The following is a 21,721-nucleotide window of genomic DNA, read 5'->3' on the forward strand; positions in this document are numbered from 1 at the left end:
AGCCGATCCGCAGGTGCCGACAATCGATCGCGCGTCTTCGGCACTTCGTCAGGCCCACCGGACGCGAGCGTGCCCGCCCGGCGAGCGGGCGGGCACGCGGTTTCACGCTGTCCGAATCGTGCGGGGCGAGCCCCGCTTCCTACTTCCTTACGGCGCGGTCGGAACCTCGATCGTGCCGTCGATGATCTGTGCCGCGAAGTCGTCGAGCTGATCGGCGATGTCGTCGACGAAGCCACCGGAGGTGGAGTAGCCGACGCCGTCAGCGGCGAGGTCGAACGTGGTCACGCCGGCGGCGAAGGTGCCCTCGGCGTACGCCTTCACGGTCTGGTACACCGCGACGTCGACCTTCTTCAGCATCGAGGTCAGGATGTACGGCTGCAGGTCGGGCTCGACCAGGTTGTACTGGTCGGAGTCGACGCCGATCGCCCACACCTCACCGGGCACTGCGGCCTCTTGGGCCGCCTGGAACGCACCGAGGCCCGAGGCACCGGCGGCTGAGTACACCACGTCGGCGCCGTCGGCGTACATCGCTGCGGCGATCTCCTTGCCCTTGGCCGAGTCGTTGAAGCCCGTGAAGTCCGGCGGCTGGGAGATGTACTGCACCAGCACCTCGATCTCCGGGTCGACCGCGGCCACGCCGGCGGCGAAGCCGGCCTCGAACCGCTTGATGAGGTCGTTCTCGACACCACCGATGAACCCGACCTTGCCGGTCTGGCTCTTCAGCGCGGCGGCGGCGCCGACGAGGAACGAGCCCTCGTGCTCGGCGAACACGAGCGAGGCCACGTTGTCGGCCTCGACGACCGAGTCGATGATCGCGAAGCTGGTCTCCGGGTTCTCGGCGGAGCCTGCGGTGATCGCGTCACCCCACAGGAAGCCGACGCCGATGACGAGGCCGTTGCCGGCGTCGATCAGCCCGGCCAGGCGCTCGGCCCGGTCGCCTTCGCCGGTGGGCGTGGATTCGCTCGGGACGACGCCGAACTCGGCGACGGCCTGGTCGAGGCCGGCGGCAGCGGCGTCGTTGAAGGACTTGTCGCCACGGCCGGTGACGTCGAACAGCAGGCCGACGGCGGCGCCGTCGCCGGGGGCGTCGGTGCTCGGGGCGTCGGTGCTCGGGGCGTCGGTGCTCGGGGCGTCGGTGCTCGGTGCATCGGTGCTCGGGGCGTCGGTGCTCGGGGCGTCGGTTTCGTCGGTGCCTCCGTCGTCGCCTCCGCAGGCACCGGCGACGAGGCCGAGCACTGCGAATACGGCGACAGCAGAGACGAGGCGCTTCTTGGTGCGCATGTCTGTGTCTCCCCCTCGCGGGTCACCCCGCGTGGTTGTTGTTTGGTCGGCATCGAATGTAGCGCGCCTGGCGGGAGCGCCCACCGCCACCGATGGCGCGGAGGTAGCCTCGGGATGTTCCTGCCCGCCGGCGGGACCGACCCGGCTGATGACGTCCACCCCAGCTAAAGCCCACCGACCTCACGGCCAGGCGAGGTCGAAGCCGCGCACGCGCGTGAGCCGACGCCGCTACGTAGCGCGGCGAGCGGGCGCTCTCGCCATCCTCGTCGTCGTCTTGCTGCTCGGCGCCCAGGTGGCCATCTGGGCGGCGGGGGCCGCGGGCACCGAGACCGCTAGTGGTGCAGTGGTGGACGCAGCGGCGCCGAGCGAGTCCTCTTCGGCAACCGCTGCGCTCTCCACCGACCCGCCCGGAACGGGCACAGAGGTCGGTGTCGACGTGAATGCCGGCGCAGTGCCGGTGCCGACCGCCGCGACTCCGGCGCGCCTCGCCGTCTACGGCGATTCCCACGCCGGTGGCTTCGGGCCCTACCTGGAGGAGATGCTCGACGACCTGGGGATCGTCGAGACGACGCTCACCTACAAGGTGTCGAGCGGGCTCGTGCGTGACGACTTCTACGACTGGCCCGCCGAGCTGCCGGCGATCGTCGCCGCGGACCAGCCGGCGATCGCGGTCGTCGCCTGGGGTGGCAACGACGGCCAGGGGATGACCATCGACGGCAAGGCCTACGCGCTGACGAGCGACACCTGGGCCGAGGTTTACTCCGCCCGGGTCACGAAGATGCTCGACATCTTGACCGGCGCAGGCGCTCGGGTGATCTGGGTCGGGCTGGCCAACGCGCCCGACGCCGAGTTCTCCTCCCGGCTCGAGGTGGTGCGTGACGTCACCCGCGCAGCGGTCGAGGCATATCCCGTGCCGATCGCATACGTCGACACCTGGGCCCGGTTCACCGGGGTCGACGGGGGCTACGCCGAGTACGTGATCGACCCGCGCGACGGTCAGGGCAAGGACGTGCGGGCGAGCGACGGCAACCACCTGAACCCGACCGGTGCCGAGATCCTCTCGCTCGACATCGTCGAGGCAGTCAAGGTCGAGTTGCGCGCTCTCGGCGCGAACATCTAGCACGGACCCTGACTTCGCGCTGGGCCGTTCGGCCCATTCCCGCCCGCCGGCCCACGTCGTACCATCGCGTCGGGACAGGGAAAGGTGCAGCACATGGCCGCACGCGGCGCCAGGTGGGCAGTGAAGTCGAGCATCGTCACCGTCGCCGCAACCGGCGCGGCCCTCGCCGTCTTCGCGTCACCGACGGTGGCCAGCCCGGTGCCCGTCGGTGAGAGCTGCGACTCGGTCACCTACGAGTGGTCGGGCAGCATCGTCGTCGGCGGCGACGCCACCACCGTCGAGCTCGGCGTCGGGGTTCCCGGGCCGGTCCCGGGCGAGACACTGCGTGTCGATGCCGTCAACACCGACGCCCCCGTGCAGGTGTCCGTCGGTGGGGCGATGGTCGCGGCCGGCGATGCCACGAGCGGGGGATCGATCGCCGTGCACCGTGAAGGCGAGCCGTTCACGCTCACGGCGGTAGCGGTCGAGGTCGGCCGATGCCGCGAGGTGGCCCAGGCGGCTCCGCCCGACAGCGCGCCCGGCGCGGCCCCGGTGGAGGTCATCGCGGCGCCCCCGCGGTCCAATGCCTCGCTGCCCGCCACCGGCCGCCCGGTCGCCGTCCTCGTGTGGTGGGCAGCAGCGGCGCTTGCCTGCGGAGCCTGCTTGGTCTGCGCTACTGCGTTCGGCCGCGAGCCACTATGGCCGCGCGGCGCTCGGCGACGCGCTCGGGGCTGAACATCGCTCGCTGCCAGCGCGCCGAGTCGGCAGCCTCGATCGCCCAGCCCTCCTGCTCGGCGTGGATCGCGGCGTAGGTCTTGCGGATCTGGCGCACGCCCGCGGCGTCGTTGCCGGCGATGTCCCTCGCGAGAGAGCGGGTGAACCCCAGCAGCTCTTCGTGGGCGACGACGTGGTTGACGAGTCCCCACTGCAGGGCGACGTCGGCCGATATGAAGTTGCCGGTGAAGCTCATCTCACGGGCGCGGCGCACACCGATCGCCTGGGGCAACAACACGGTCAGGCCCCAGCCGGGCATCACGCCGACCCGGGCGTGAGTGTCGCCGAACTTGGCGCGCTCCGACGCCACCAAGAAGTCGCAGTTGAGGGCGATCTCGAAGCCGCCCGTGATCGCCGCCCCGTTGATCGCACCGATCAGCGGCTTGTCCAGCACGGGGAAGGGCCCGCGCGGCCGGGCGGTGTCGGAGGGCGGTTGCGCACCGCTGCCCCCGGCGAGACCGCCGCCACTCGATCCGAGCTCTTTCAGGTCGAGGCCGGCGCAGAACGCGGGGTCGGCGCCGGTGAGGATGATCACGTCGACGTCGTCGCGTCGGTCGGCTTCGCCGAGCAGCTCCGGCAGCAGCCGGAGGACCTCACCCGACAGCGCGTTGCGCTGATCGGGGCGGTTCAAGGTGACGGTGGCGATGCGCTCTTCGACAACGAGTAGGACGACGTCGGCCTGCATGGGCGTCATCCTCCCGTCTCGTCCTCGGCGGGCAAGAACGCGACCTTCAGGTCGCCGAGCTTGACGAGGTTCGCGGCGATCCATCCGCCGAGCGCGCCGAAGTGCTCGTCGAGCACGGTGCTCGCCCCGTCGGCGAGAGTCTCCTCGGCCAGCTCGTAGAGGCCCTCGAAGGTGATCTCGACGGCGTGCTCGGCGGCCAGGTCGTGGTCGGTGTAGCCGGCTTCGACGGTGATCCCCGCTTGCTCCAGCCGCCCCTCGCCGATCAGCGGGCTGACCGCGGGCAGGATCGCGCGCACGACCTCCGGCGACGGGGCGTCCGCCAGGCGCTGGACGCGAAACACGATCTCCATCTCGATCGCCGGCTGCTCGTCGAGCACCTCGTCGACGTACCAGCGGCGGTACGCGGTCTGGCTCCACGTCGGCCAGTCGAAGGTGATGTGGGCGACCACGCGCGGCGGCTGGCCCTCCCCGGGCAGTCCGTAGCTCGTCTCCCACGTGAGGTCGCCCAGCAGCACGTCCACCTGGAAGTGCTCCTCGAACGCCTGGCGCTCGAGGAACGCGCGCTCGAAGGCCTCGCGCAACGCGCTGATGGCATCGGTGAACACGTGGTCGAGCATGTCGGCGCTACCCGGAACGCTCGTAGCGGTTGGTCGAGCCGCTCAAGCCGTCGAACATCCACAACCGGTTGCGCGGTCCGGCCAGGTCGGGGTCACCCGACTCGTAACCGGCGTCGCCTGCCCACAGCAGCACCGCCGTCCCGTCCGCGGTCTGCGCGGCACGGGTCAAGTACGCGGGCGGGTCGCCACGCTGCGCGAGCTGCGCCAGGCTGCCCGCGGCGGCGAGCTCGTGCAGGGTGACGATCGTCGGCGGCGCCATCGGCAGACCTGCGCCGAGTGCCTCGGCGGGGCGCAGCCAGCGGTGCTCGAGGATCTCGTGGCCGTCGACGAGGACGTCGGCGTCGTCGTCGAAGGGGGCGACGAAGAACCACGTCGCGAAGCGTTTGGGAGCGATCGCCGGTGGCGTCCAGTGGCTCCAAACCGTCATCCGGCCGGCGTCGACGGTGATGCCCACCTCTTCGCCCACCTCGCGCACGGCGGCGCTCGCCGCCCGGCCCAGCTCGTCGTCGCCGGGATCGCCGTCGTCGACGCGGCCGCCGGGGAACACCCACAGACCGGCGAAGGCACCGACGTCGCTCCTGCGCAGCAGCAGCACCTCGAAGCCGTCGTCGGTCGAGCGAACGACGATCGCAGTGGCAGCAGGGTGAGCCTCTGGCCCGGCGCTGGTCGACACGCCAGCCATCATGACCGATCCGAGTCACCGTGCGAGACTGCTGCCCATGGAGAGCGAGCCCGGTGTGCCCCTCGTGCTCGTCGACGTCGCCGACGGCGTCGCGACGCTGACCCTCAACAACCCCGCCGAGCGCAACACGCTCACCGCCGCGATGGTGGCCGAGATCGTGTCGGCGATGGACGCGGTCGAAGCCGACGAAAGCGTCGGTGCGGTCGTCGTCACCGGCGCCGCACCGGCCTTCTGCGCGGGGGCGAACCTCGGCAACCTGGCCGAGGCGGACGGCACCAGCCTGGGTTCGGTGTACGAAGGGTTTCTGCGAATTGCCCGCAGCCCGCTGCCGACGCTCGCCGCGGTGAACGGTGCCGCCGTGGGAGCCGGAATGAACCTGGCGCTCGGCTGCGACGTGCGACTCGCGGCCCGCCGCGCCAAGTTCGACACGCGCTTCCTGCAGATCGGCATCCATCCCGGCGGGGGCCACACGTGGATGCTGCGGCGCGTCGGCGGGCCTCAACTTGCCTTCGCGACGGTCGTCTTCGGCGAGGTGCTCGACGGTGCCGAGGCCGAGCGCGTGGGTCTCGTGCACCGCTGCGTCGACGACGAGGAGCTGCTCGGTGAGGCCCACCGCATGGCGGCTCGTGCCGCTTCGGTCCCGCGCGAGCTGCTGGTGCAGGTGAAGCAGACGATCCAGGCGATGGCCGACGTGACGACGCACCCCGAGGCGGTGCAGCGCGAGCTCGGCCCTCAGGTGTGGAGCACCCGCCAGCCGTGGTTCGCCGAACGGCTGGCCGCCCTGCAGGAGCGGATCTCCTCCAAGTAGTCCGACCCGGTGGGACCAGAGACTCTTACCGGTCGCGGCTGCGGTGCAGTACGGTCCCTGGCGCAGGGGGAGTTCTGAAGGACCCGAAAGGGAGGAACCCGATGAGCAAGCGCCACCGGAGCCAGGAGACGGCACCGATGTCCAAGGCCCAGCTGAAGGCTGAGGCGCGCGGAGAGCGGCACCGGATCAGCACCGAGCTGCACACACTCGCCGACGCGGTCTCGTTCGGCGACGTGGAGCCTGACGACGCCGTCGAGCCGGGGTCGAGCTGGAAGCCGGAGCAGCGCCACGACGCCGAACGGGTAGCGAAGCGCAGCGAACCGGGCAGGTTCCGCCATTGGAAGATGAAGGACTGGAAGCGGCGCTCGGCTCGCCGCAAGGCCAAGGCGCAAGCCTTCCGCCTCGCCGACGAGAGCTGAGCGCGAACTACAGCTGGTCGCGAACTACAGCCAGACGGCGGCGAGCTCCTCGCGGCGCTGCGACCACTCTTCGGCGGTGAATCCGTAGCGCACGTGGTCCTCCCACGTGCCGTCGATCTCCAGCAGCCTCTCGGCTGTGCCTTCGTCGCGCAGGTCGAGCTTTTCGACCACCCGGCGGCTGGCGTTGTTGCGGGGCACGATGCAGACCTCCAGGCGGTGCAGCCGCAGCTCCTCGAAGGCGTAGCGAGCGACCACGACGACGCCCTCGGGGACGTATCCGTGCCCGGCCTGCTCCTCGTCGATCCAGTAGCCCACGGTCGCGGACTGCATCGCGCCGCGCAGCACGTTGTTCAAATTCACCTCACCGGCGAAGCGCTGGTCGACGAACAGCCCGAACGCATAGCCGGTGCCGAGGCTCCGCTCTCGCTCCCGGGCGTGGCAGCGGGCGCCGAAGGCATCACGGTCGTGGACGGGGTCGGGCAGGATCGCCGAGCGTCGCGGCTCCCAGACGGTCAGCCAGTCGTGGTTGCGTCGGCGCACCTCGGACCAGGCCCCGAAGTCAGGCGCGACGAGCGCGCGCAGCATCACCCTCTTGCCGTACAGGCGCAGGCCGCGCCCGGTGGAGCCGGCGGGATGGCCGAGTGTGCTCACTACGGTGCGGCCCCTTCGTGCAGCTCGGCACACACGCCGTCGAGCAGGTTGTGGCTCGACACCACCAGCTCCGACGCGTGCCATCGGCGCATGATCGCGACGAGCACGCAGCAACCACCCACGATCACGTCGGCGCGCGCGGCGGGCAGGCCGGGGTTGTGCACCCGGTCGGCGAGCGCCTCGGTGGCGAGAGTGCGGAAGACGTCTTCTGCCGCGTCTCGGCGCAGCCGGAACCCGTGGATGGCGCCGGCGTCGTAGGTCGCCAGGCCGAGCTCGACCGCGGCGACGGTGGTGATCGTGCCCGCGATGCCGACGAGCGTGCGCGCGTCGAGGAGCTGGGGAAGGTCGCGGATGGCGTCGTCGAGCATGTCGTTCACGAGACCGAGCGCGTTCGCGAGCTCCTCGGGTCGTGGCGGGTCGCCGTGCAGCATCGCCTCTGTCAGCCGTACGGCTCCGACGTCGATCGAGACCGTCGTGTCCAGCGTGGCCCCCTGCGCGACGCCTTCGGTCCCGAGCATCAGCTCGGTGGAGCCACCGCCGATGTCGATGACGAGCTGCGGAGCAAGAGCTTGAAGATCGCTGACTGCGCCGCGGAAGGCGAGGCGGCCCTCCTCCACGCCCGACAGCAGCTCGGGCCGACGGCCGAGCGCGGCAGACGCGGCGTCGAAGAACTCGTCGCGGTTCACGGCGTCGCGCGACGCGCTCGTGGCGACCGCGCGGAACCGCTCCACGCCGTGACGGTCGAGCAGCTCGCGGTACTGGCGCAGCTGGGCGACGGTGCGCTCGATCGCTTCGGGGTCCAGCCGACCCGTCGTTGCGACGCCTCGGCCGAGGCGCGTGATCGCCACGATGCGCTCCAGCTCGTGACCCGACGCGTCGAGCACGAGCAGGTTCGTCGAGTTGGTGCCGATGTCGATCGCGGCCACCGCGCTCATGGGTTGTGATCCTTGCCGAGCGTCGAGGTGTTCGGCCACCCACCGCCCGACGGGGTCGTCCCCCCCGGCCAGATGCCAGGCGTAGTGGGCGTGGAGGCACTTCACGCCCTCCCGCGTGCCGCCGACCCCGCCGCTCGGACGGGGACCGGCGTACGCCTGCGGAAGTTCGCAATCGCGCTCGGCTGCGTAGCGGTGGTGTGCCTCGCGCAGCGCGACGGCGTCGACCGCGGCCTCCGCCGCCGCCACGCCACCGGCCGCCTCCAGGCGGCTGACGGCGACCACCGCTTTGCGCCCGACGAGCCAGTACCGGGTCGGCATCGGGGTGCCGTCGTCGAGCAGGGGAGCGTTGCGGATGACGACCGGCCAGCCCTGCGCATCGCGTACGACCACCTGAAACGCCCCGCGCGGGTCTCGTCCGAGCAGCTCGGCGACGCGCTGGCGGTCGAGGGCAGTGGGGTCGGGCGCGCCGCGCCCCACGTCAGTGCCGGCGGCGGCGCAGCAGGACCAGCAGCACGACGATCCCGGCGAAGAGCGGCAGCAGCCGCTTCAGGATCGGTCCGGTGGCCACCGAGCCGAGGTCGAGCGGCTCAGCCGCAGGGCCTTCGATCGCCCGAACGGTGCGCGCCGGCTCTTGCGGCGCGGCGGCCTGAGCGGGTCCAGCGCTCTGAGCTGGTGGTTCGCTCTGACCTGGTACTTCGCTCTGATCGGGTGGTGCGCTCTGGTCGGGTTGCTCGATGAGGTCGTTCAAGTTGTTGGAGAACTGGGTGAGCAGCTTGTCGCTGATGTCGGCCAGAGCGCCGCGTCCGAACTGGGCCACCTTGCCGGTGATCGACAGGTGCGTGGCCACCTTGCAGGTGGTGACCGTGGGCGACAGGGGCTCGAGCTGAGCGGTGATCAGTGCCTCGGCATTGCCCTTGCCCGAGGTGTCGCGCCCGGCCGCCTGGAGCACCGCCTTGTGACCGTCGGGGTTCCTCTCCACGAAGTGGGCCTGGCCCTTGAACGTGGCGAGGATCGGACCGACCTTCACCTTCACCTGGCCGCGGTGCACGTCACCCTCCACCTCATCGAGCTGCGCGCCAGGCAGGCACGGCGCGATGCGTTCCAGGTCGGTGAGGATCACCCACGCCTCGTCGATCGGACGGTGCACGGTGAACTCGTGGTTCAGGTCCATCGTTCTAGGTCCTTCGTCGTGTCGATGTCGGCGGCTGAGCCAATGCAGGGTACTTCCTCGACGAGATCGGGACGAACGCGCATCAGCGGTCGCGCGCCGGCGTCGCCCTCGGTCGGCAGCAGTGCCCACACCTGACGGTCGAGGCGCACCGGGTTGCCGCGGACGCCCGCGTACGTGGCGACGGCGATCGGGCGCGACGACGACGCGGCCACCGCGCGCCAGCACCCCGCTTCGACGAACGGTTGGTCGGCGAGCCCGACGACGACGCGCTCGGCGCCGAGGAGGTCACGCGCGGCTCGCAGACCGGCGTGCAGCGAACCGGCCTGGCCCGCCGCCCAGCCGGGGTGGTGCACGACGACCAAACCCTGCGGCACGAGCTCGTCGATCGGGACCGCTCCGGTGACCACGACCACGTGGGCGAACCCCGCTGCCGCCACCGCGTCGAGTGACCAAGCCACCACGGGGCGGCCGCGAAGCGGGGCGAGCAGCTTGTGGGTGCCGGCATCGAAGCGCCGCCCGCCACCGGCGGCCAGGAGGATCGCCACGGTCGAGGTCTCCGGCGCCGCCTGCTCCGCTGTCATCATCCGTGAGCGTGGCAGGGGCCGAGGGCATCCGTCACATGACGAAATGATTACAGGTGCCTTGAATATTGCGTTCGCGTGACGGTAGCTTCACGCCCGCTGCAACAAAAGGGCACGTGCAGCGCTCTCCGGTCCCGGCAGTCGCAACCGGGACTCGATCATGCGAGGTGTTCGCCCCCACATGGCTGCAACGTCCCCCCGACCCCTACGCCAAAGGCTCCGCCGCTTCACGTGCACGCTCGCGGTGAGCGCCGGCGGCCTCGCCGCGCTGGCCCCGGCATCTCCGGCGGCCGCGGAGCCAGGGGCGATCACCGCTGAGCCTGCCGCAGCCGTGGCCGGCTCTGCCGCACCTGCTGTGGTCGGCTTCCCGCTCGGACCAGATTCCCTGACAGCCACGGCGGCAAACGCCCTCACTGCTCTGCAGGCGTCGATCGCGGCGGGCACTGGTGACGGATCGGTCTCCTACCTGGTGCTGCGCAGCCAGATCGTCGCCGACGTGGCCACCCGCCTCGGCATCGACGCCACGACCCTGCGCGCCGCTTGGGCGGGTGCCGATCCCGGCCACCAGGTGGCGCTGATGGCCGGGCTGACCCAGCTCGGGGTGAGGTACCAGTCGATGGCGCGTGAACCCGGCTCGGGCTTCGACTGCTCCGGGCTGACGAGCTTCGCGTGGTCGGCCGCCGGTCAGGAGCTGCCCCGTTCTTCGGGCGACCAGATCGACGCCGCCTCGCCAAGGGACACCTCGACGGCCCAAGCCGGCGACCTGTTGCGCTACCCGGGCCACGTGATGCTGTGGCTCGGCGTGGGATCGTTCATCCTCCACTCGCCCTACAGCGGCGAAGTGGTGAGGGTCGAGGCGTTGTCGGATTCGAGCATGAGCCGCAGCGCATTCGGCGACCCCGTGGTCTGAGGCGGCGGCGACGCCCGCCGGTCAGTGGATCGGTCCGCGGGAGTCGCGCAGCGACGCCACCGCCCGGCCGGTGTGGGTGGCGATGATCTCGGCACAGATCGCGATCGCGGTCTCCTCGGGTGTCCGCGCGCCGAGATCCAGACCGATCGGGGCCATCAGCCGGGCGATGTCGGCCGGGTCGGTCACGCCGGCCTCGACCAGGCGCTCCAACCGGCGGGCGTGGGTGGTGCGGCTGCCCATCACCCGATGTAGCCGACGCCGGTGGCCAACGCCGCGACCACCGCCGGGACGTCGAACTTCGGGTCGTGGGTGAGGATGCACACCGCGTCGCGTGGCCCGAGCGAATCGCCGCGCGCCTCGAACACCTTGCCCGGCCACGACACGATCACCTCGTCGGCCATCGGGAACCGCCGGCGCGTCGCGAACCGCTCCCTCGCGTCGCAGACCGTCACCCTGTAGCCGAGCACCTTGGCCACCGACGCGAGGGCGGCGGTGAAGTCGACGGCGCCGAAGATCCACATCTCCGGAGGAGGGGAGAAGCTCTCCACGAACACCGCGACCTCGGGTGCACCGACGAGGTCCTCGGGTGTCGTCTCCCCGTGCGGGCCGTAGTGGCGCACACCGGTGCGTCCCGCCTCCAGCTCGGCACGCGCATCGCGGGCGACCACCCGGTCGAGCCCGGCATCGCCGAGCGATCCCTCGGCGTCGGTGCCTGCGCGCACGAGCATCGAAGCACCGACGTGTGGGCCTTCGATCACGGTCACCAACGCCACCGCGCGCGAGGCGCGAAGATCGGCACTGAGCACCGTGTAGAGGCTGTCGGGGAGTCCGCCGCCCGTGGCAGTCGTCGGTGGTGTGGCGGTCATGGGCCTATTGGGTCAGTGGCTGGATGAAGAGCTGGATCGTTCCGCCACAGGTCAGCCCGACGGCGAACGCGTCGTCGTCGCTGTAGCCGAACGTGACCACCCGCGGTGCGCCGCCGGCAGCGAGCATGTCGAGCGCCTCGGCGACCACCGCCCCCTCGACGCAGCCCCCGCTGACCGAGCCGGCGACGTCGCCGTCCTCGTTCACCGCCATCGCCGCGCCCGGCCCACGCGGGCCGGATCCGGCCACGTCGACCACACGGGCGAGCGCCACCCGCTTTCCTGCCGATCGCCAGGCGTCGATGTCGTCGAGGATCTCGCGCACAGTCCCTCCTGGTGCTCAGCGCTCTCGGGAGATGACCCCGGCGAGCTCTTCGAGGGCGGCCAGCGAGTGGCCTTCCACGAAGTGGTCAACATACGGCAATGCCGCGGCCATCCCACGAGCGAGCGGGGCGTAGCCGGGCGTCACCTTCAGCGGGTTCACCCAGATGATGCGGTACGCGACGCGCGACAGCCGGGCCATCTGCTCGGCGAGGAGCGCCGGGTCACCCCGATCCCAGCCGTCGGACAGGATCACCACGATCGCGCCGCGAGCCATCCCGCGCACGCCCCACTCGTCGTTGAACGTGCGCATGCCCTCGCCGAGCCTGGTGCCCCCGCTCCAGTCGACCACCCGCTCCGCCGCCTGGCGGAGAGCCTTGTCGGGGTCGCGCACACCGAGCTCACGGGTGACCCGGGTGAGGCGGGTACCGAGGGCGAAGGCCTCTACGCGCTGGCGCCCGGCGACGGCGGCCTGCACGAAGCGCAGCATCGCCCGCGCGTACGGCTCCATCGAGCCGCTCACGTCGAGCAGCAGCAGCAGGCGCCGCAGTCGCTCGCCGGGCTGCTGCCAGTGTCGCTCCAACGGCTCGCCGCCGGCGCGCAGGGAGGCGCGCACCGTTCGGCGCAGGTCGGGGCGGCGCTGCTCGGTGCGGGTGGGACGGGTGCGCAACGACCGCCGTGGCGGCCCGGCGAAGCGCAGCTCGGCCATCAGGGCCTGGGCCTCGCGCAGCTCGTCGTCGTCGTAGACGGCGAAGTCCTTGTGCCGCAAGAGCTCCACCGCGGAGAAGCGCATAGTGATCGTCGGCTCCTCGCCGGCGCGTTCGGCGTCGTCCTCGCCGGGTGCATCGTCGCCGTCGTCGCCGGCGGTGTCGAGGGCGATCGTCACCAGGTCGGGCTCGGACGCCGCTGCCGACGACGGTGGCCGGAACCGCTCCCAGAACACCGCGAAGGCACGGTCGAACAGCGCGAGGTCTTCCGGGCGGCGTACCAGTGTGGCCCTCGCCGCCCAGTACACGTCATCGCGGTGGAGAACGCCGACCGCGCCGAGGGCTTCGACGAAGGTCAACACCGTGCCGATCGGCACCGCCAGACCTGCGCCGCGCAGCACGCGGGCGAACCCCACGGCCAACCGTTCGGCGTCGTGAGGCGGTGGCATCGGTCGGCGCACTCAGGCCGGGAGCAGTCCCCGCTCGAAGGCCTGCTTCACGAGATCGGCCACGCCGTGGGCGCGTACGCGCTCTTGGTCTTCGCGGTACTTGAGCACGGTGCCGAGCGTCGCCTCGAGGGAGGCTTCGTCGAGCTCGGAGATGCCGAGCGTGCCGAGCGCCATCGCCCAGTCGATGGTCTCGGCCACACCCGGTGGCTTGTACAGGTGCATCTCGCGCAGCGACTCGATCACTGCGGCGAGCTGGCGGGTGAGCTGCTCGCTCACATGGGGCACCCGCAGCTGGACGATGGCCACCTCGCGTTCGAACGAGGGGTGCTCGACCCAGTGGTACAGGCAGCGCCGCTTGAGGGCATCGTGCACGTCGCGGGTGCGGTTGGACGTGAGCACCACGATCGGCGGCGTCAGCGCAGTGAACGTGCCGAGCTCGGGCACGGTCACCTGGAACTCGGACAACACCTCGAGCAGGTAAGCCTCGAACTCGTCGTCGGCGCGGTCCACCTCGTCGATGAGCAGCACCGGCGGTGGGCCTACCCCGTGGTCGATCGCCCGCAGCACCGCCCGCTTCAGGAGGAAGCGCTCCTGGTAGAGCTGGGTCTCGAGCACCTCGGTCCCCACCCCACGGGCCTCGCCGGTGGCCTCTGCCGCCCGCAGGTGGAGCAGCTGGCGGGCGTAGTCCCAGTCGTAGACCGCTTGGGAGATGTCGATGCCCTCGTAGCACTGGAGCCGGATCAGCTCGCCGCCCGACCACCGCGCGAGCACCTTCGCGAGCTCGGTCTTGCCCACGCCCGCCTCGCCCTCGAGCAGCAGCGGCCGCTTCAGGGTGAGCGCGAGATAGACCGCGGTGGCGAGGCCGCGGTCGGGCAGGTAGCCGTGCGTACCGAGCGACTTCTCCACCCCGATCACCGAGGTCGGCGCGAGGGAGAGAGGAAGCGGTGGGGGCAAGGGCATCGGCTGTTGAGGCTACTGGCGGGCAGGAGGGGGTCGTGTGCAAGCCTGAGCGCGTGCAGCCACAACCCGGCGACCTCCACCTCGACCTGGTCCGCGACCCTCCGCCGGAGGGTTTCGTCGACGGCGCACGGTGGGACGCCGGTGCCGGCGTGTGGTGCATCGGGCTCTGGTCCGCATACGCGACGGGTGCCGAAGTGGTCGTCGTCGACCGCCAGGCACCGCAGGTCGAGGTACTGCGCCGCCCGATGGCACGCCTGCCCGGCACCGTCGACCGCTGGACGGCGAGCATCGCGCCCGACGAGGTGGGCGCTGCCGACGCGTACGGCTTCGTGGTGAGCGGCTCCTTCGCCCCGCTCGCCGGTCACCGCTTCGACCCGGCCAAGGTGCTCGTCGACCCCTACGCGCGGCAGGTCTGGTTTCCCCCCGGCGCCGACCGCGACCTCTGCCGGGTGCACGGCGAGGCCACGCTCGGCCACGGCCCTCTGGCCTTGCTGCCCCCGCGTGCTGCCCCGCCACTGGTCAGGGCGCGCCGGCGCGTCGCCGGCCACGAGCTGGTGATGTACGAGCTGCACGTCGGGCACTTCACCAAGTCGCCCTCGAGCGGCGTCGACCGCGAGCACCGGGGCCGCTTCGCCGGAGTCATCGACAAGATCCCCTACCTCCGCGATCTCGGTGTCACGGGCGTGGAGCTGCTTCCCGTGCAGCAGTTCGACCCGGGGCCGGAGGGCACCGGGCGGGCGAACGTGTGGGGCTACATGCCGGTCGGCTTCGGCGCCGTCCACGACGCGTACGCGACGGGAGAGGATGCGGCCGCCGAACTGGCCGAGCTGGCCGGCGCACTGCACCGCGCGGGCATCCAGCTCTGGCTCGACGTGGTGTTCAACCACACCACCGAGGAAGACCCCGTCGGTCCGACGTACCACCTGCGGGGCATCGACCACCGCTCGTACTACGTCGTCCGTGACGACGGCTCGATGCTCAACGACGCCGGTTGCGGGAACGTGGTGCGGGCCGCGCACCCCGCCGCGCAGCGGCTGATCGCGTGGTCGCTGCAGCGCTTCGCCGACCTCGGGGTCGACGGGTTCCGCTTCGACCTCGCCACCTTGCTCGGGCGCGACGAGCACGGCCGCGTCCAGGACCGCTCACCGCTGCTCGACGCGATCACCGACTGGGCAGCCGTTCACGGCGTCGCGCTCGTCGCCGAGGCCTGGGATCTCGGCGCCTACCAGCTCGGGCGGGCGTTCCCGGGGCAGACCTGGGGCCAGTGGAACGGGCGCTTCCGCGACGACGTCAGGGCGTTCTGGCGCGGCGACGAGGGCAAGGTGGCGGCCCTCGCCACCAGGGTGCAGGGCAGCCCCGACCTGTTCCACGACTCGCCACGGCGCAGCGTGAACTTCCTCTCCGCGCACGACGGGTTCACGTTGCACGACTGGGTGGCCTACGACCACCCGCACAACTACGCCAACGGCCACGGCGGCCGCGACGGCCACGACGACAACTGGTCGTGGAACCACGGCTGGGAGGGCGAGCACGGGGCACCGCGAGACGTCGTGGAGCTGCGCGAGAGGCAGCTGAAGAACGCCATCGGCACGCTGATGCTCTCCGCGGGGATCCCGATGCTGCTCGGCGGCGACGAGATCGCGCGGACCCAGCGCGGCAACAACAACGCCTACAACGTCGACGACGACACGACCTGGGTGGACTGGGGCCGCCTGGCCGAATGGAGCGGGCTGCACCGTTTCGTACGCAACGTGATCGCGTTGCGCAAGCAGTTCCCTGGGATCGGCGCCGAGTCGCACTGGGGGCCCGAGGTCAGCTTCCACGGCCCCGAGGGTCCGCCCGACTGGTCGTACACCAGCCGCTCGCTGGCATGGCACCTGCGCGGTGCGAAACACGGCCACGACGACCTGTTCGTCGTCGGGAACGCCTGGTGGGGGCAGCTCGAACACGTGCTCCCTGCCGGCGGCGGGTGGCGGCGCGTCGTCGACACCTCGCTGCCCAGCCCGCGCGATGTGGTCGATGCGGCCGCCGCGCCCGAGGGGGACGTGCTCCCCGAGGGCCGCTACCCCGTCGGCCCGCGCTCATTGGTCGTCCTGCGCCGTCCCGGCGACCAGGCTCAGACGTAGCGCAGCTTGCGAGCTGCCTGCTCGAGCTCGTCGTGGAAGCGCGGATGGGCGACGGCGATCAGCGCCCGCGTCCGTTCGCGGATCGAGCGCCCACGTAGCTCGGCGACCCCGTACTCGGTGACCACCCGGTCGACGGTGTTCTTCACGGTCGTCACGACGTCGCCGGCGGCGAGCTGGGGCACGATCCTGCTCACCTCACCGTCGCGCGCGGTGGACTGCATCACGATGAAGCTCTGCCCGCCCATGCTGTACGCGGCGCCGCGCGCGAAGTCGCTCTGGCCCCCCGACGAGGAGTAGTAGCGGCCGTTGATCGTCTCGCTCGCGCATTGGCCGACGAAGTCGATCGCCAGGCTGGCGTTGATCGAGACGAATCCGGGCTCACGGGAGATCACCCGCGGGTCGTTCACGTAGTTGGCCGGCCACAGCTCGACGGTCGGGTTGTCGTGCACGAAGTCGTACAGCCGACGCGTTCCGAGGGCGAAGGTGCCGATCAGCTTCAGCCTGTTGATCGTCTTGTGCGTGCCGCTGACCACGCCCTGCTCGACCAGGTCGATCAAACCGTCGCCGATCAGCTCGGTGTGCACGCCTAGGTCGCGGTGACCCCCGAGATGGCCGAGCACGGCGTTGGGGATGGCACCGATGCCGGCCTGGATGGTCGCGCCGTCGGGGATGCGTTCGGCGACGAGCGACCCGATCGTCCGGTCGATCTCGCCGGGCTCGATCGGGTCCACCGTGACCAGGGGGTATGAGGTCTCGATCCAGCCGGCCACCTGGGACACGTGGATCTGGTTGCGCCCGAACGTACGCGGCATCTGATCGTTGACCTCGACAACGAACGGGGCGCGCCCGATGAAGCTGGCGGCGTAGTCGGCGCTGGTGCCGAGCGAGAAGTTGCCGTGGCGGTCGGGCGGCGACACCGCGGCCAGCACCAACGGCCGCCGGGCCCTGGCCTTCATCAGCCAGTACACCTCGGAGAAGTGGTTGGGGATCAGCTCGACGTGGCCCTCGAGGAACCTCGGCCGGGTGACGTGGGACAAGAAGTACGCCACGTGGCGGAGCTTGTCGCCGAACACGCCGTGCATCATCGGGCGGTCGCGCAGCGCGTGCATCTGGTGGACGAGAACCGCGTCGAGCTCGTCGGCGTGACGTTCGACGGCGTCGAGCAACTGCACCGGTTCGCCGTTGGCGATCGGCACGATCAGGTCGGTGCCCGGCGAGATGTGCTCGACGACGGCATCGGGGTCGGCCAAGCGGCGCGCGGCGAGCAGGCGCTCGGTCGTCAGCATGCGGGTCTCCTGGGTGCGGCCCGGTTCACGAGTCGAACCCGAGGCCGAGCTTGTCGAGGGCGCGCAGCCACATGTTCCGCCGGCCCGTGCGATCCTCGTGGTCGAGCGACCACCTGGTGGCCTGGATGCCGATGAACTTGAACGGCTCAGGTGGGAAGGGGAGCGGTTTGCGCCTGACGAAGTCGGTCTGCGTGGCGATCGAGCGGTGCCCGTAGAGCATGTCGAGCATCACCTCGCCACCGAAGCGGGACGCGGCCACGCCGAGACCGGTGTAGCCGAGTGCGTAGGAGACGCGCCCACCCATCGCCCTGCCCCAGAAGACGCAGAAGCGGCTGCTGGTGTCGATCGCGCCGCCCCAGGCGTGGGTGAACTTCACGCCCTCCAGTTGGGGGAACGTGGTGAAGAAGTGCTTCGACAGCGTCGCCCACGACTCCGGGCGGCTCTCCAACTCGGCAAGGACCCGGCCGCGGAAGAAGTAGATCGCGTCGTATCCGCCCCACAGGATGCGGTTGTCCTCGGTGAGCCGGTAGTAGTGGAACTGGTTCGGGATGTCGGACAGGCCCTGGCGGTTGGCCCAGCCGAGCGAGGCGAGCTGCTCGGCGCTGAGTGGTTCGGTGACCATGCAGTAGTCGTAGACGGGCACGACGTAGTGGCGCAGGCGGCGCAGCAGGGGCTTGAACGCGTTGGTCGCCAGCGCGACCTTGCCGGCGCGCACCCTGCCGAGCGGGGTCTCCACCAGCACTCCGACACCGTCGCGTTCGATCGCCGTCGCCTTCGTGTCCTCGTACACGCGCACTCCGAGCGACTCCGCGGCAGCCTTCAGCCCCCATACGAGCCGGGCGGGGTCGACCAGCGCGGCGCGATCGTGGCGCCACAAGCCACCGGTGTAGGTGGGCGAGTGGACCTCGGCCTGCATCTCGGACGCGTCGAGCCACTGCACCCGCTGGCCGAGGGCGCGCAGCTGCTGGAAGTCGTCGCGCAGCTCGTCCAGGTAGGTGGCCGGATGGCTGGTGGTGGCGACGTCGATCACCCCGGTGCGCTCGTAGTCGCAGTCGATCCCGTACTTCGTGATCGCCTCCTCGATCGCGTTCAGGTTGTCCAGCCCGAGCTGTTCGAGCACGTCGACCTCGTCCGGGAAGCGCTCCTGGCCGTTCGCGACTCCGTGGGTGAGGCTCGACTCCATGAACCCACCGTTGCGGCCACTCGCTGCCGAGCCGACCTCGCGGGCGTCGATCAGCACCACGTCGCGCGACGGGTCACGCTCCTTCGCGATGATCGCCGTCCAGAGCCCGGTGTACCCACCGCCGACCACGCACAGGTCGCAGCTCTCCGTGCGCACGAGCGTCGGGTTCGAATCGGGCTCGTCGGCGTCCTCGTACCAGTAGGGATACGGATCGGCGTCGGCGATCGCATCCAGATGGCGTGCTTCGAACTCCTCGTGCATGTGACCCTCACCTCTGACGGGCCGCAGGCTACCCATGAAGGACGCGCCTCATGCTGCGAGACTGGCACCATGCCGAGCCGGTCCGCTCCCGCTCCCGTCGTCGTGTTCGCCGACGTCGTGTGCCCGTTCGCCTACGTCGGCCTCACCCGCTTGCTCGAACACCGGGCACGGCTCCGCCGCGAGGACGTCGCGCTGCACGTCCGGGCATGGCCCCTGGAGCTCGTCAACGGCAAGCCGCTCGACGCCGCCTTGGTCGGCGAAGAGGCCGACGAGCTGGTCCGCCAGGTCGCTCCCGATCTCTTCGGTGGGTTCGACGCGGCGCAGTTCCCCGGAACGACGCTGCCTGCGCTGGCGCTCACCTGCGCGGCCTACGACGCCGGGCTGCCCACCGGCGAGCGGGTCGCGATGGAACTGCGCCGACTGGTGTTCGAGCACGGCCGCGACGTGGCCGACCCCGAAGTGCTCCGTGCCGTGGCCACCGAGCACGGCCTGGACCTGCCCGACTCGGTCGATGCCGCCCGCGCCGAGTGGCTGCTCGGCCAAGAGATGGGGGTCACGGGGTCGCCGCACTTCTTCGTGCAGGGTGAGTCGCTGTTCTGCCCAGTGCTCGACATCTCCCGCGACGCGCAGCACCATCTGCAGGTCCGCGTCGACGAGCACGCGATGGCCGAGCTGCTGTCGACCTGCTTCGCGTGAACGCGGCGCTACCGTCGCGCCGATGGAGCTGGGAATCGGGTCGAGGACGGCTGTCGTCGCCGCCGCGTCGGCGGGGCTCGGCTTCGCGTCGGCCGCCGCGCTGGCTGCCGAGGGCGTGACCGTGGCGATCTGCGGGCGGGATCGCCAGCGGATCGAAGCAGCCGCCGGCCGCATCGGGGCCGGGTGCATCCCCCTCGTCGCCGACGTCTCCGACGCCGACGGCGGGGCGCGGCTCGTGGCGGCAGCGGTCGAGGCGCTCGGTCACGTCGACGTCCTCGTCACGAACGCCGGCGGGCCGCCGGCGGGGACGTTCACCTCGACGGCCGTCGAGGCCTATCCGCCGGCGTTGGCGCTGAACCTGCTGTCGGTGGTCGCGATGTGCAAGGCGGCGGTGCCGCCGATGCAGGAACGTGGTTGGGGCCGCGTCGTGGCGATCACGTCGGTCGCCGTCCGCCAGCCGATGCCCAACCTGATCCTCTCCAACACCGCTCGCTCCGGGGTCACCGGCTTCTTGAAGACGCTCGCCCGCGAGGTGGCCGGGGACGGGGTCACCGTCAACTCCGTGCAGCCCGGTCTCCACGCGACCGACCGCATGAACGACCTCTACGGCGGCCGACCGGACGCCGCGGCGCTCGGCATCCCTGCCGGCAAGCTCGGCGACCCGGCGGACTTCGGTGCGGTGGTGGCCTTCTTGTGCAGCGAGCAGGCGCGGTTCGTCACCGGTGTGCAGCTGCACGTCGACGGCGGCTACTACGCCGGGTTGCTGTAGTTCGCCAGCCGATCGGCCAGCGGCGCCGCCTCGCCGCCGGCGGGCAGCAGCGTGAGCCCGAGCGCGGTGTACACCGCGTCGGTGGACAGCACCGTCGTCGTGCCCCGGCGCCTGGCGATCTCGACCGTGATCGCCTGAAGCGGGGTCAGCTCGACACCGAGGTCGGCGGCTGCGCGGCGTACGGCCTCGGCGTCGTCGAGCAGGTCGCGGTGCAGCGTCTCGACGTCGAGCGCCGACACCACCGCGTGCACTCGGTCGTAGGCCGAGGGGCCGTATCCGCGGCCGCGCAGCTCCACGTTGGCTGCCGTCGCGGCCGCGCTGTGGCTGACCAGGATCACCTCGCCGGCGCGCATCCGCTCGAGCAGGGCGACGAGCTCGGAGAGCATGCTCGTGTGGGCCGGGTCGTGGTGGTCGAGGGCGCAGACGAGCGCGGCAGCGTCGACGACCACCTCAGCACGGCGGATCTTCATCGCTGCGCCCCGAGAGCGTCGAGCGCCGTGTTGCACGCACGGTCACGGCGGCGCTGCTCCCATTTGCCCCACGCCCAGAACGAAACTGCGACGTAGGCGAAGCCGGCCAGCGCGTCGATCACGTAGTGCTCGGCGAAGTACACCAGCGAGAACGTCATCGCGAGCGGGAACAGAGCCATCAGCGCCTTCAGCGGCCTGCTCTGCACGAACGGCCAGAAGAAGACCACGACGAACAGCGCGAAAGCGGCATGCAGCGACGGCATCGCCGCCGTCGCGTTGGACCACTCCTGGCCCCGGATCAGCACGCTGCTGACCGTCGACAGCCCGAGCTCACCCCAGCCCCGCCCCGTCGGCCGGGCGAGGGGATCGAGGATCTGGTAGTGCAGCTCTCGGCTGGCGGCCATCCACGGCGGTGCGGTGGGCAAGACGACGTAGGTGGCGACGCCGGCGAACAGCACCGTGGCGAAGCGGCGGATGTAGCGCAGCCATTCGGGCCGGTACCGGACCCAGAGGAACACCGACGCGGCGACGGGCAAGAAGAAGTGGGTGAAGTACACGACCGACCCGGCGACGTCGTACCAGCGGACGTGCTGGGCCGAGTAGAGCTGACGCTGGAGCCAGACGGTGGGGTCGGTGCCGAGGAACAGCACCCGGTCGACCAGCATCGGCGCCTCCACCTGCAGCGGGAAGTCGAAGCTGTCGGCCATGCCCCGGCTGTAGTCGTAGGCGAGCCACATCACCGCGTAGAGCACGAGGTCGGTCACCATCCGCTGCTGGCGGTGCAACGGCCGGCCGACGTTGCCGACGACGAACGCCCCCGCGACCCACCCGAGTACCGCCAACCGGGCCACGGGCAGCCCGTTCACCCAGACGCTCCAGACGAACACGACCGCGAACACCGCGAGCAGCGCCCAGCGCACCTGCCGCCAGGGGTCGTCAGGCGCGAGGTCGTCGAGGACCAGCGGCGGGGCGGCGCCCTCGGCGCTGTCGGCGATCGAGGGGCCACGCACGGCCCGC

At 71.1% G+C, this 21,721-nt stretch carries 22 protein-coding genes and 1 pseudogene; 8 read left to right on the forward strand and 15 right to left on the reverse strand.

What is annotated here, in order from left to right:
• Positions 1-147 precede the first annotated feature (147 nt).
• Positions 148-1,281 (reverse strand): BMP family ABC transporter substrate-binding protein, encoded by a 1,134-nt coding sequence (locus IPM43_12065; protein ID QQS24140.1) that lies wholly within the window; start codon positions 1,279-1,281, stop codon positions 148-150.
• Between the two features lie 214 nt (positions 1,282-1,495).
• Between IPM43_12065 and IPM43_12070 the strand changes: the two genes are divergently transcribed.
• On the forward strand, positions 1,496-2,401 hold the full coding sequence (locus IPM43_12070) for a DUF459 domain-containing protein (GenBank protein QQS24141.1): 906 nt from the start codon (positions 1,496-1,498) through the stop codon (positions 2,399-2,401).
• Between the two features lie 93 nt (positions 2,402-2,494).
• Positions 2,495-3,115, forward strand: coding sequence for a hypothetical protein (locus IPM43_12075; GenBank protein QQS24142.1), 621 nt, complete (start codon positions 2,495-2,497; stop codon positions 3,113-3,115).
• Here the strand turns inward: IPM43_12075 and IPM43_12080 are convergent.
• The 3 genes from IPM43_12080 to IPM43_12090 are packed head-to-tail and all read right to left on the reverse strand — an operon-like array spanning position 3,054 to position 5,138.
• Positions 3,054-3,839 (reverse strand): enoyl-CoA hydratase, encoded by a 786-nt coding sequence (locus tag IPM43_12080; GenBank protein QQS24143.1) that lies wholly within the window; start codon positions 3,837-3,839, stop codon positions 3,054-3,056. The two genes, IPM43_12075 and IPM43_12080, sit on opposite strands and share 62 nt — an antisense overlap.
• Before the next feature lie 5 nt (positions 3,840-3,844).
• The gene (locus IPM43_12085) at positions 3,845-4,456 is read right to left on the reverse strand and encodes a hypothetical protein (GenBank protein QQS24144.1); all 612 of its coding nucleotides are present in this window, start codon (positions 4,454-4,456) and stop codon (positions 3,845-3,847) included.
• 7 nt (positions 4,457-4,463) lie between these two features.
• A complete protein-coding gene (locus IPM43_12090; GenBank protein ID QQS24145.1) occupies positions 4,464-5,138 on the reverse strand; it encodes an NUDIX hydrolase in 675 nt (224 codons plus the stop codon).
• Between the two features lie 37 nt (positions 5,139-5,175).
• On the opposite strand from IPM43_12090, the gene IPM43_12095 reads away from it, so the two are divergent.
• Positions 5,176-5,946, forward strand: coding sequence for an enoyl-CoA hydratase (locus IPM43_12095; GenBank protein QQS24146.1), 771 nt, complete (start codon positions 5,176-5,178; stop codon positions 5,944-5,946).
• Positions 5,947-6,047: 101 nt separating this feature from the next.
• On the forward strand, positions 6,048-6,365 hold the full coding sequence (locus IPM43_12100) for a hypothetical protein (protein ID QQS24147.1): 318 nt from the start codon (positions 6,048-6,050) through the stop codon (positions 6,363-6,365).
• 24 nt (positions 6,366-6,389) lie between these two features.
• On the opposite strand, the gene IPM43_12105 is transcribed toward IPM43_12100, so the two are convergent.
• The 4 genes from IPM43_12105 to IPM43_12120 are packed head-to-tail and all read right to left on the reverse strand — an operon-like array spanning position 6,390 to position 9,703.
• Positions 6,390-7,016 (reverse strand): GNAT family N-acetyltransferase, encoded by a 627-nt coding sequence (locus IPM43_12105; protein QQS24148.1) that lies wholly within the window; start codon positions 7,014-7,016, stop codon positions 6,390-6,392.
• Positions 7,016-8,428, reverse strand: a complete 1,413-nt coding sequence (locus IPM43_12110; protein ID QQS24149.1) for a DUF501 domain-containing protein — start codon at positions 8,426-8,428, stop codon at positions 7,016-7,018. Before IPM43_12110 ends, IPM43_12105 begins: the two co-directional genes overlap by 1 nt.
• Position 8,429: 1 nt before the next feature.
• Entirely contained in the window at positions 8,430-9,122 is a 693-nt protein-coding gene (locus IPM43_12115; GenBank protein ID QQS24150.1) for an SRPBCC family protein, read from the reverse strand.
• Complete coding sequence (locus tag IPM43_12120; protein QQS24151.1) at positions 9,113-9,703, reverse strand: nucleotidyltransferase family protein; 591 nt, start codon at positions 9,701-9,703, stop codon at positions 9,113-9,115. Before IPM43_12120 ends, IPM43_12115 begins: the two co-directional genes overlap by 10 nt.
• Before the next feature lie 181 nt (positions 9,704-9,884).
• On the opposite strand from IPM43_12120, the gene IPM43_12125 reads away from it, so the two are divergent.
• Positions 9,885-10,613, forward strand: a complete 729-nt coding sequence (locus IPM43_12125; protein QQS24152.1) for a C40 family peptidase — start codon at positions 9,885-9,887, stop codon at positions 10,611-10,613.
• A 21-nt stretch (positions 10,614-10,634) separates the two neighbouring features.
• On the opposite strand, the pseudogene IPM43_12130 reads toward IPM43_12125, so the two are convergent.
• The 3 genes and pseudogenes from IPM43_12130 to IPM43_12140 all read right to left on the reverse strand — a co-directional run bounded on the left by IPM43_12130 (position 10,635) and on the right by IPM43_12140 (position 13,913).
• Positions 10,635-11,801, reverse strand: a pseudogene (locus IPM43_12130) (XdhC family protein).
• A 15-nt stretch (positions 11,802-11,816) separates the two neighbouring features.
• Complete coding sequence (locus IPM43_12135; GenBank protein ID QQS24153.1) at positions 11,817-12,953, reverse strand: VWA domain-containing protein; 1,137 nt, start codon at positions 12,951-12,953, stop codon at positions 11,817-11,819.
• Positions 12,954-12,965: 12 nt separating this feature from the next.
• Positions 12,966-13,913 (reverse strand): MoxR family ATPase, encoded by a 948-nt coding sequence (locus tag IPM43_12140; protein QQS24154.1) that lies wholly within the window; start codon positions 13,911-13,913, stop codon positions 12,966-12,968.
• A 35-nt stretch (positions 13,914-13,948) separates the two neighbouring features.
• Here IPM43_12140 and IPM43_12145 point away from each other — a divergent pair, with 35 nt between their 5' ends.
• Complete coding sequence (locus IPM43_12145) at positions 13,949-16,039, forward strand: glycogen-debranching protein (protein ID QQS24155.1); 2,091 nt, start codon at positions 13,949-13,951, stop codon at positions 16,037-16,039.
• Here IPM43_12145 and IPM43_12150 read toward each other — a convergent pair.
• Entirely contained in the window at positions 16,030-17,325 is a 1,296-nt protein-coding gene (locus tag IPM43_12150; GenBank protein ID QQS24156.1) for an acetyl-CoA hydrolase/transferase family protein, read from the reverse strand. The genes IPM43_12145 and IPM43_12150 overlap by 10 nt on opposite strands.
• Before the next feature lie 25 nt (positions 17,326-17,350).
• Positions 17,351-18,769, reverse strand: coding sequence for an FAD-dependent oxidoreductase (locus IPM43_12155; protein ID QQS24157.1), 1,419 nt, complete (start codon positions 18,767-18,769; stop codon positions 17,351-17,353).
• A 69-nt stretch (positions 18,770-18,838) separates the two neighbouring features.
• On the opposite strand from IPM43_12155, the gene IPM43_12160 reads away from it, so the two are divergent.
• Both IPM43_12160 and IPM43_12165 read left to right on the forward strand, forming a co-directional pair.
• The gene (locus tag IPM43_12160) at positions 18,839-19,465 is read left to right on the forward strand and encodes a DsbA family protein (protein QQS24158.1); all 627 of its coding nucleotides are present in this window, start codon (positions 18,839-18,841) and stop codon (positions 19,463-19,465) included.
• 22 nt (positions 19,466-19,487) lie between these two features.
• Positions 19,488-20,234 carry an SDR family oxidoreductase gene (locus IPM43_12165; GenBank protein QQS24159.1) on the forward strand — a complete coding sequence of 249 codons (747 nt, stop codon included), beginning with the start codon at positions 19,488-19,490 and terminating at the stop codon, positions 20,232-20,234.
• Here the strand turns inward: IPM43_12165 and IPM43_12170 are convergent.
• Together IPM43_12170 and IPM43_12175 are read right to left on the reverse strand one after the other, a co-directional pair.
• On the reverse strand, positions 20,216-20,704 hold the full coding sequence (locus tag IPM43_12170) for a hypothetical protein (protein QQS24160.1): 489 nt from the start codon (positions 20,702-20,704) through the stop codon (positions 20,216-20,218). The two genes, IPM43_12165 and IPM43_12170, sit on opposite strands and share 19 nt — an antisense overlap.
• Entirely contained in the window at positions 20,701-21,714 is a 1,014-nt protein-coding gene (locus IPM43_12175; GenBank protein ID QQS24161.1) for a phosphatase PAP2 family protein, read from the reverse strand. Before IPM43_12175 ends, IPM43_12170 begins: the two co-directional genes overlap by 4 nt.
• Between the last annotated feature and the right edge of the window lie 7 nt (positions 21,715-21,721).

This window comes from Actinomycetota bacterium, assembly GCA_016700055.1.
Taxonomy (GTDB): Bacteria; Actinomycetota; Acidimicrobiia; order Acidimicrobiales; family Ilumatobacteraceae; genus Kalu-18.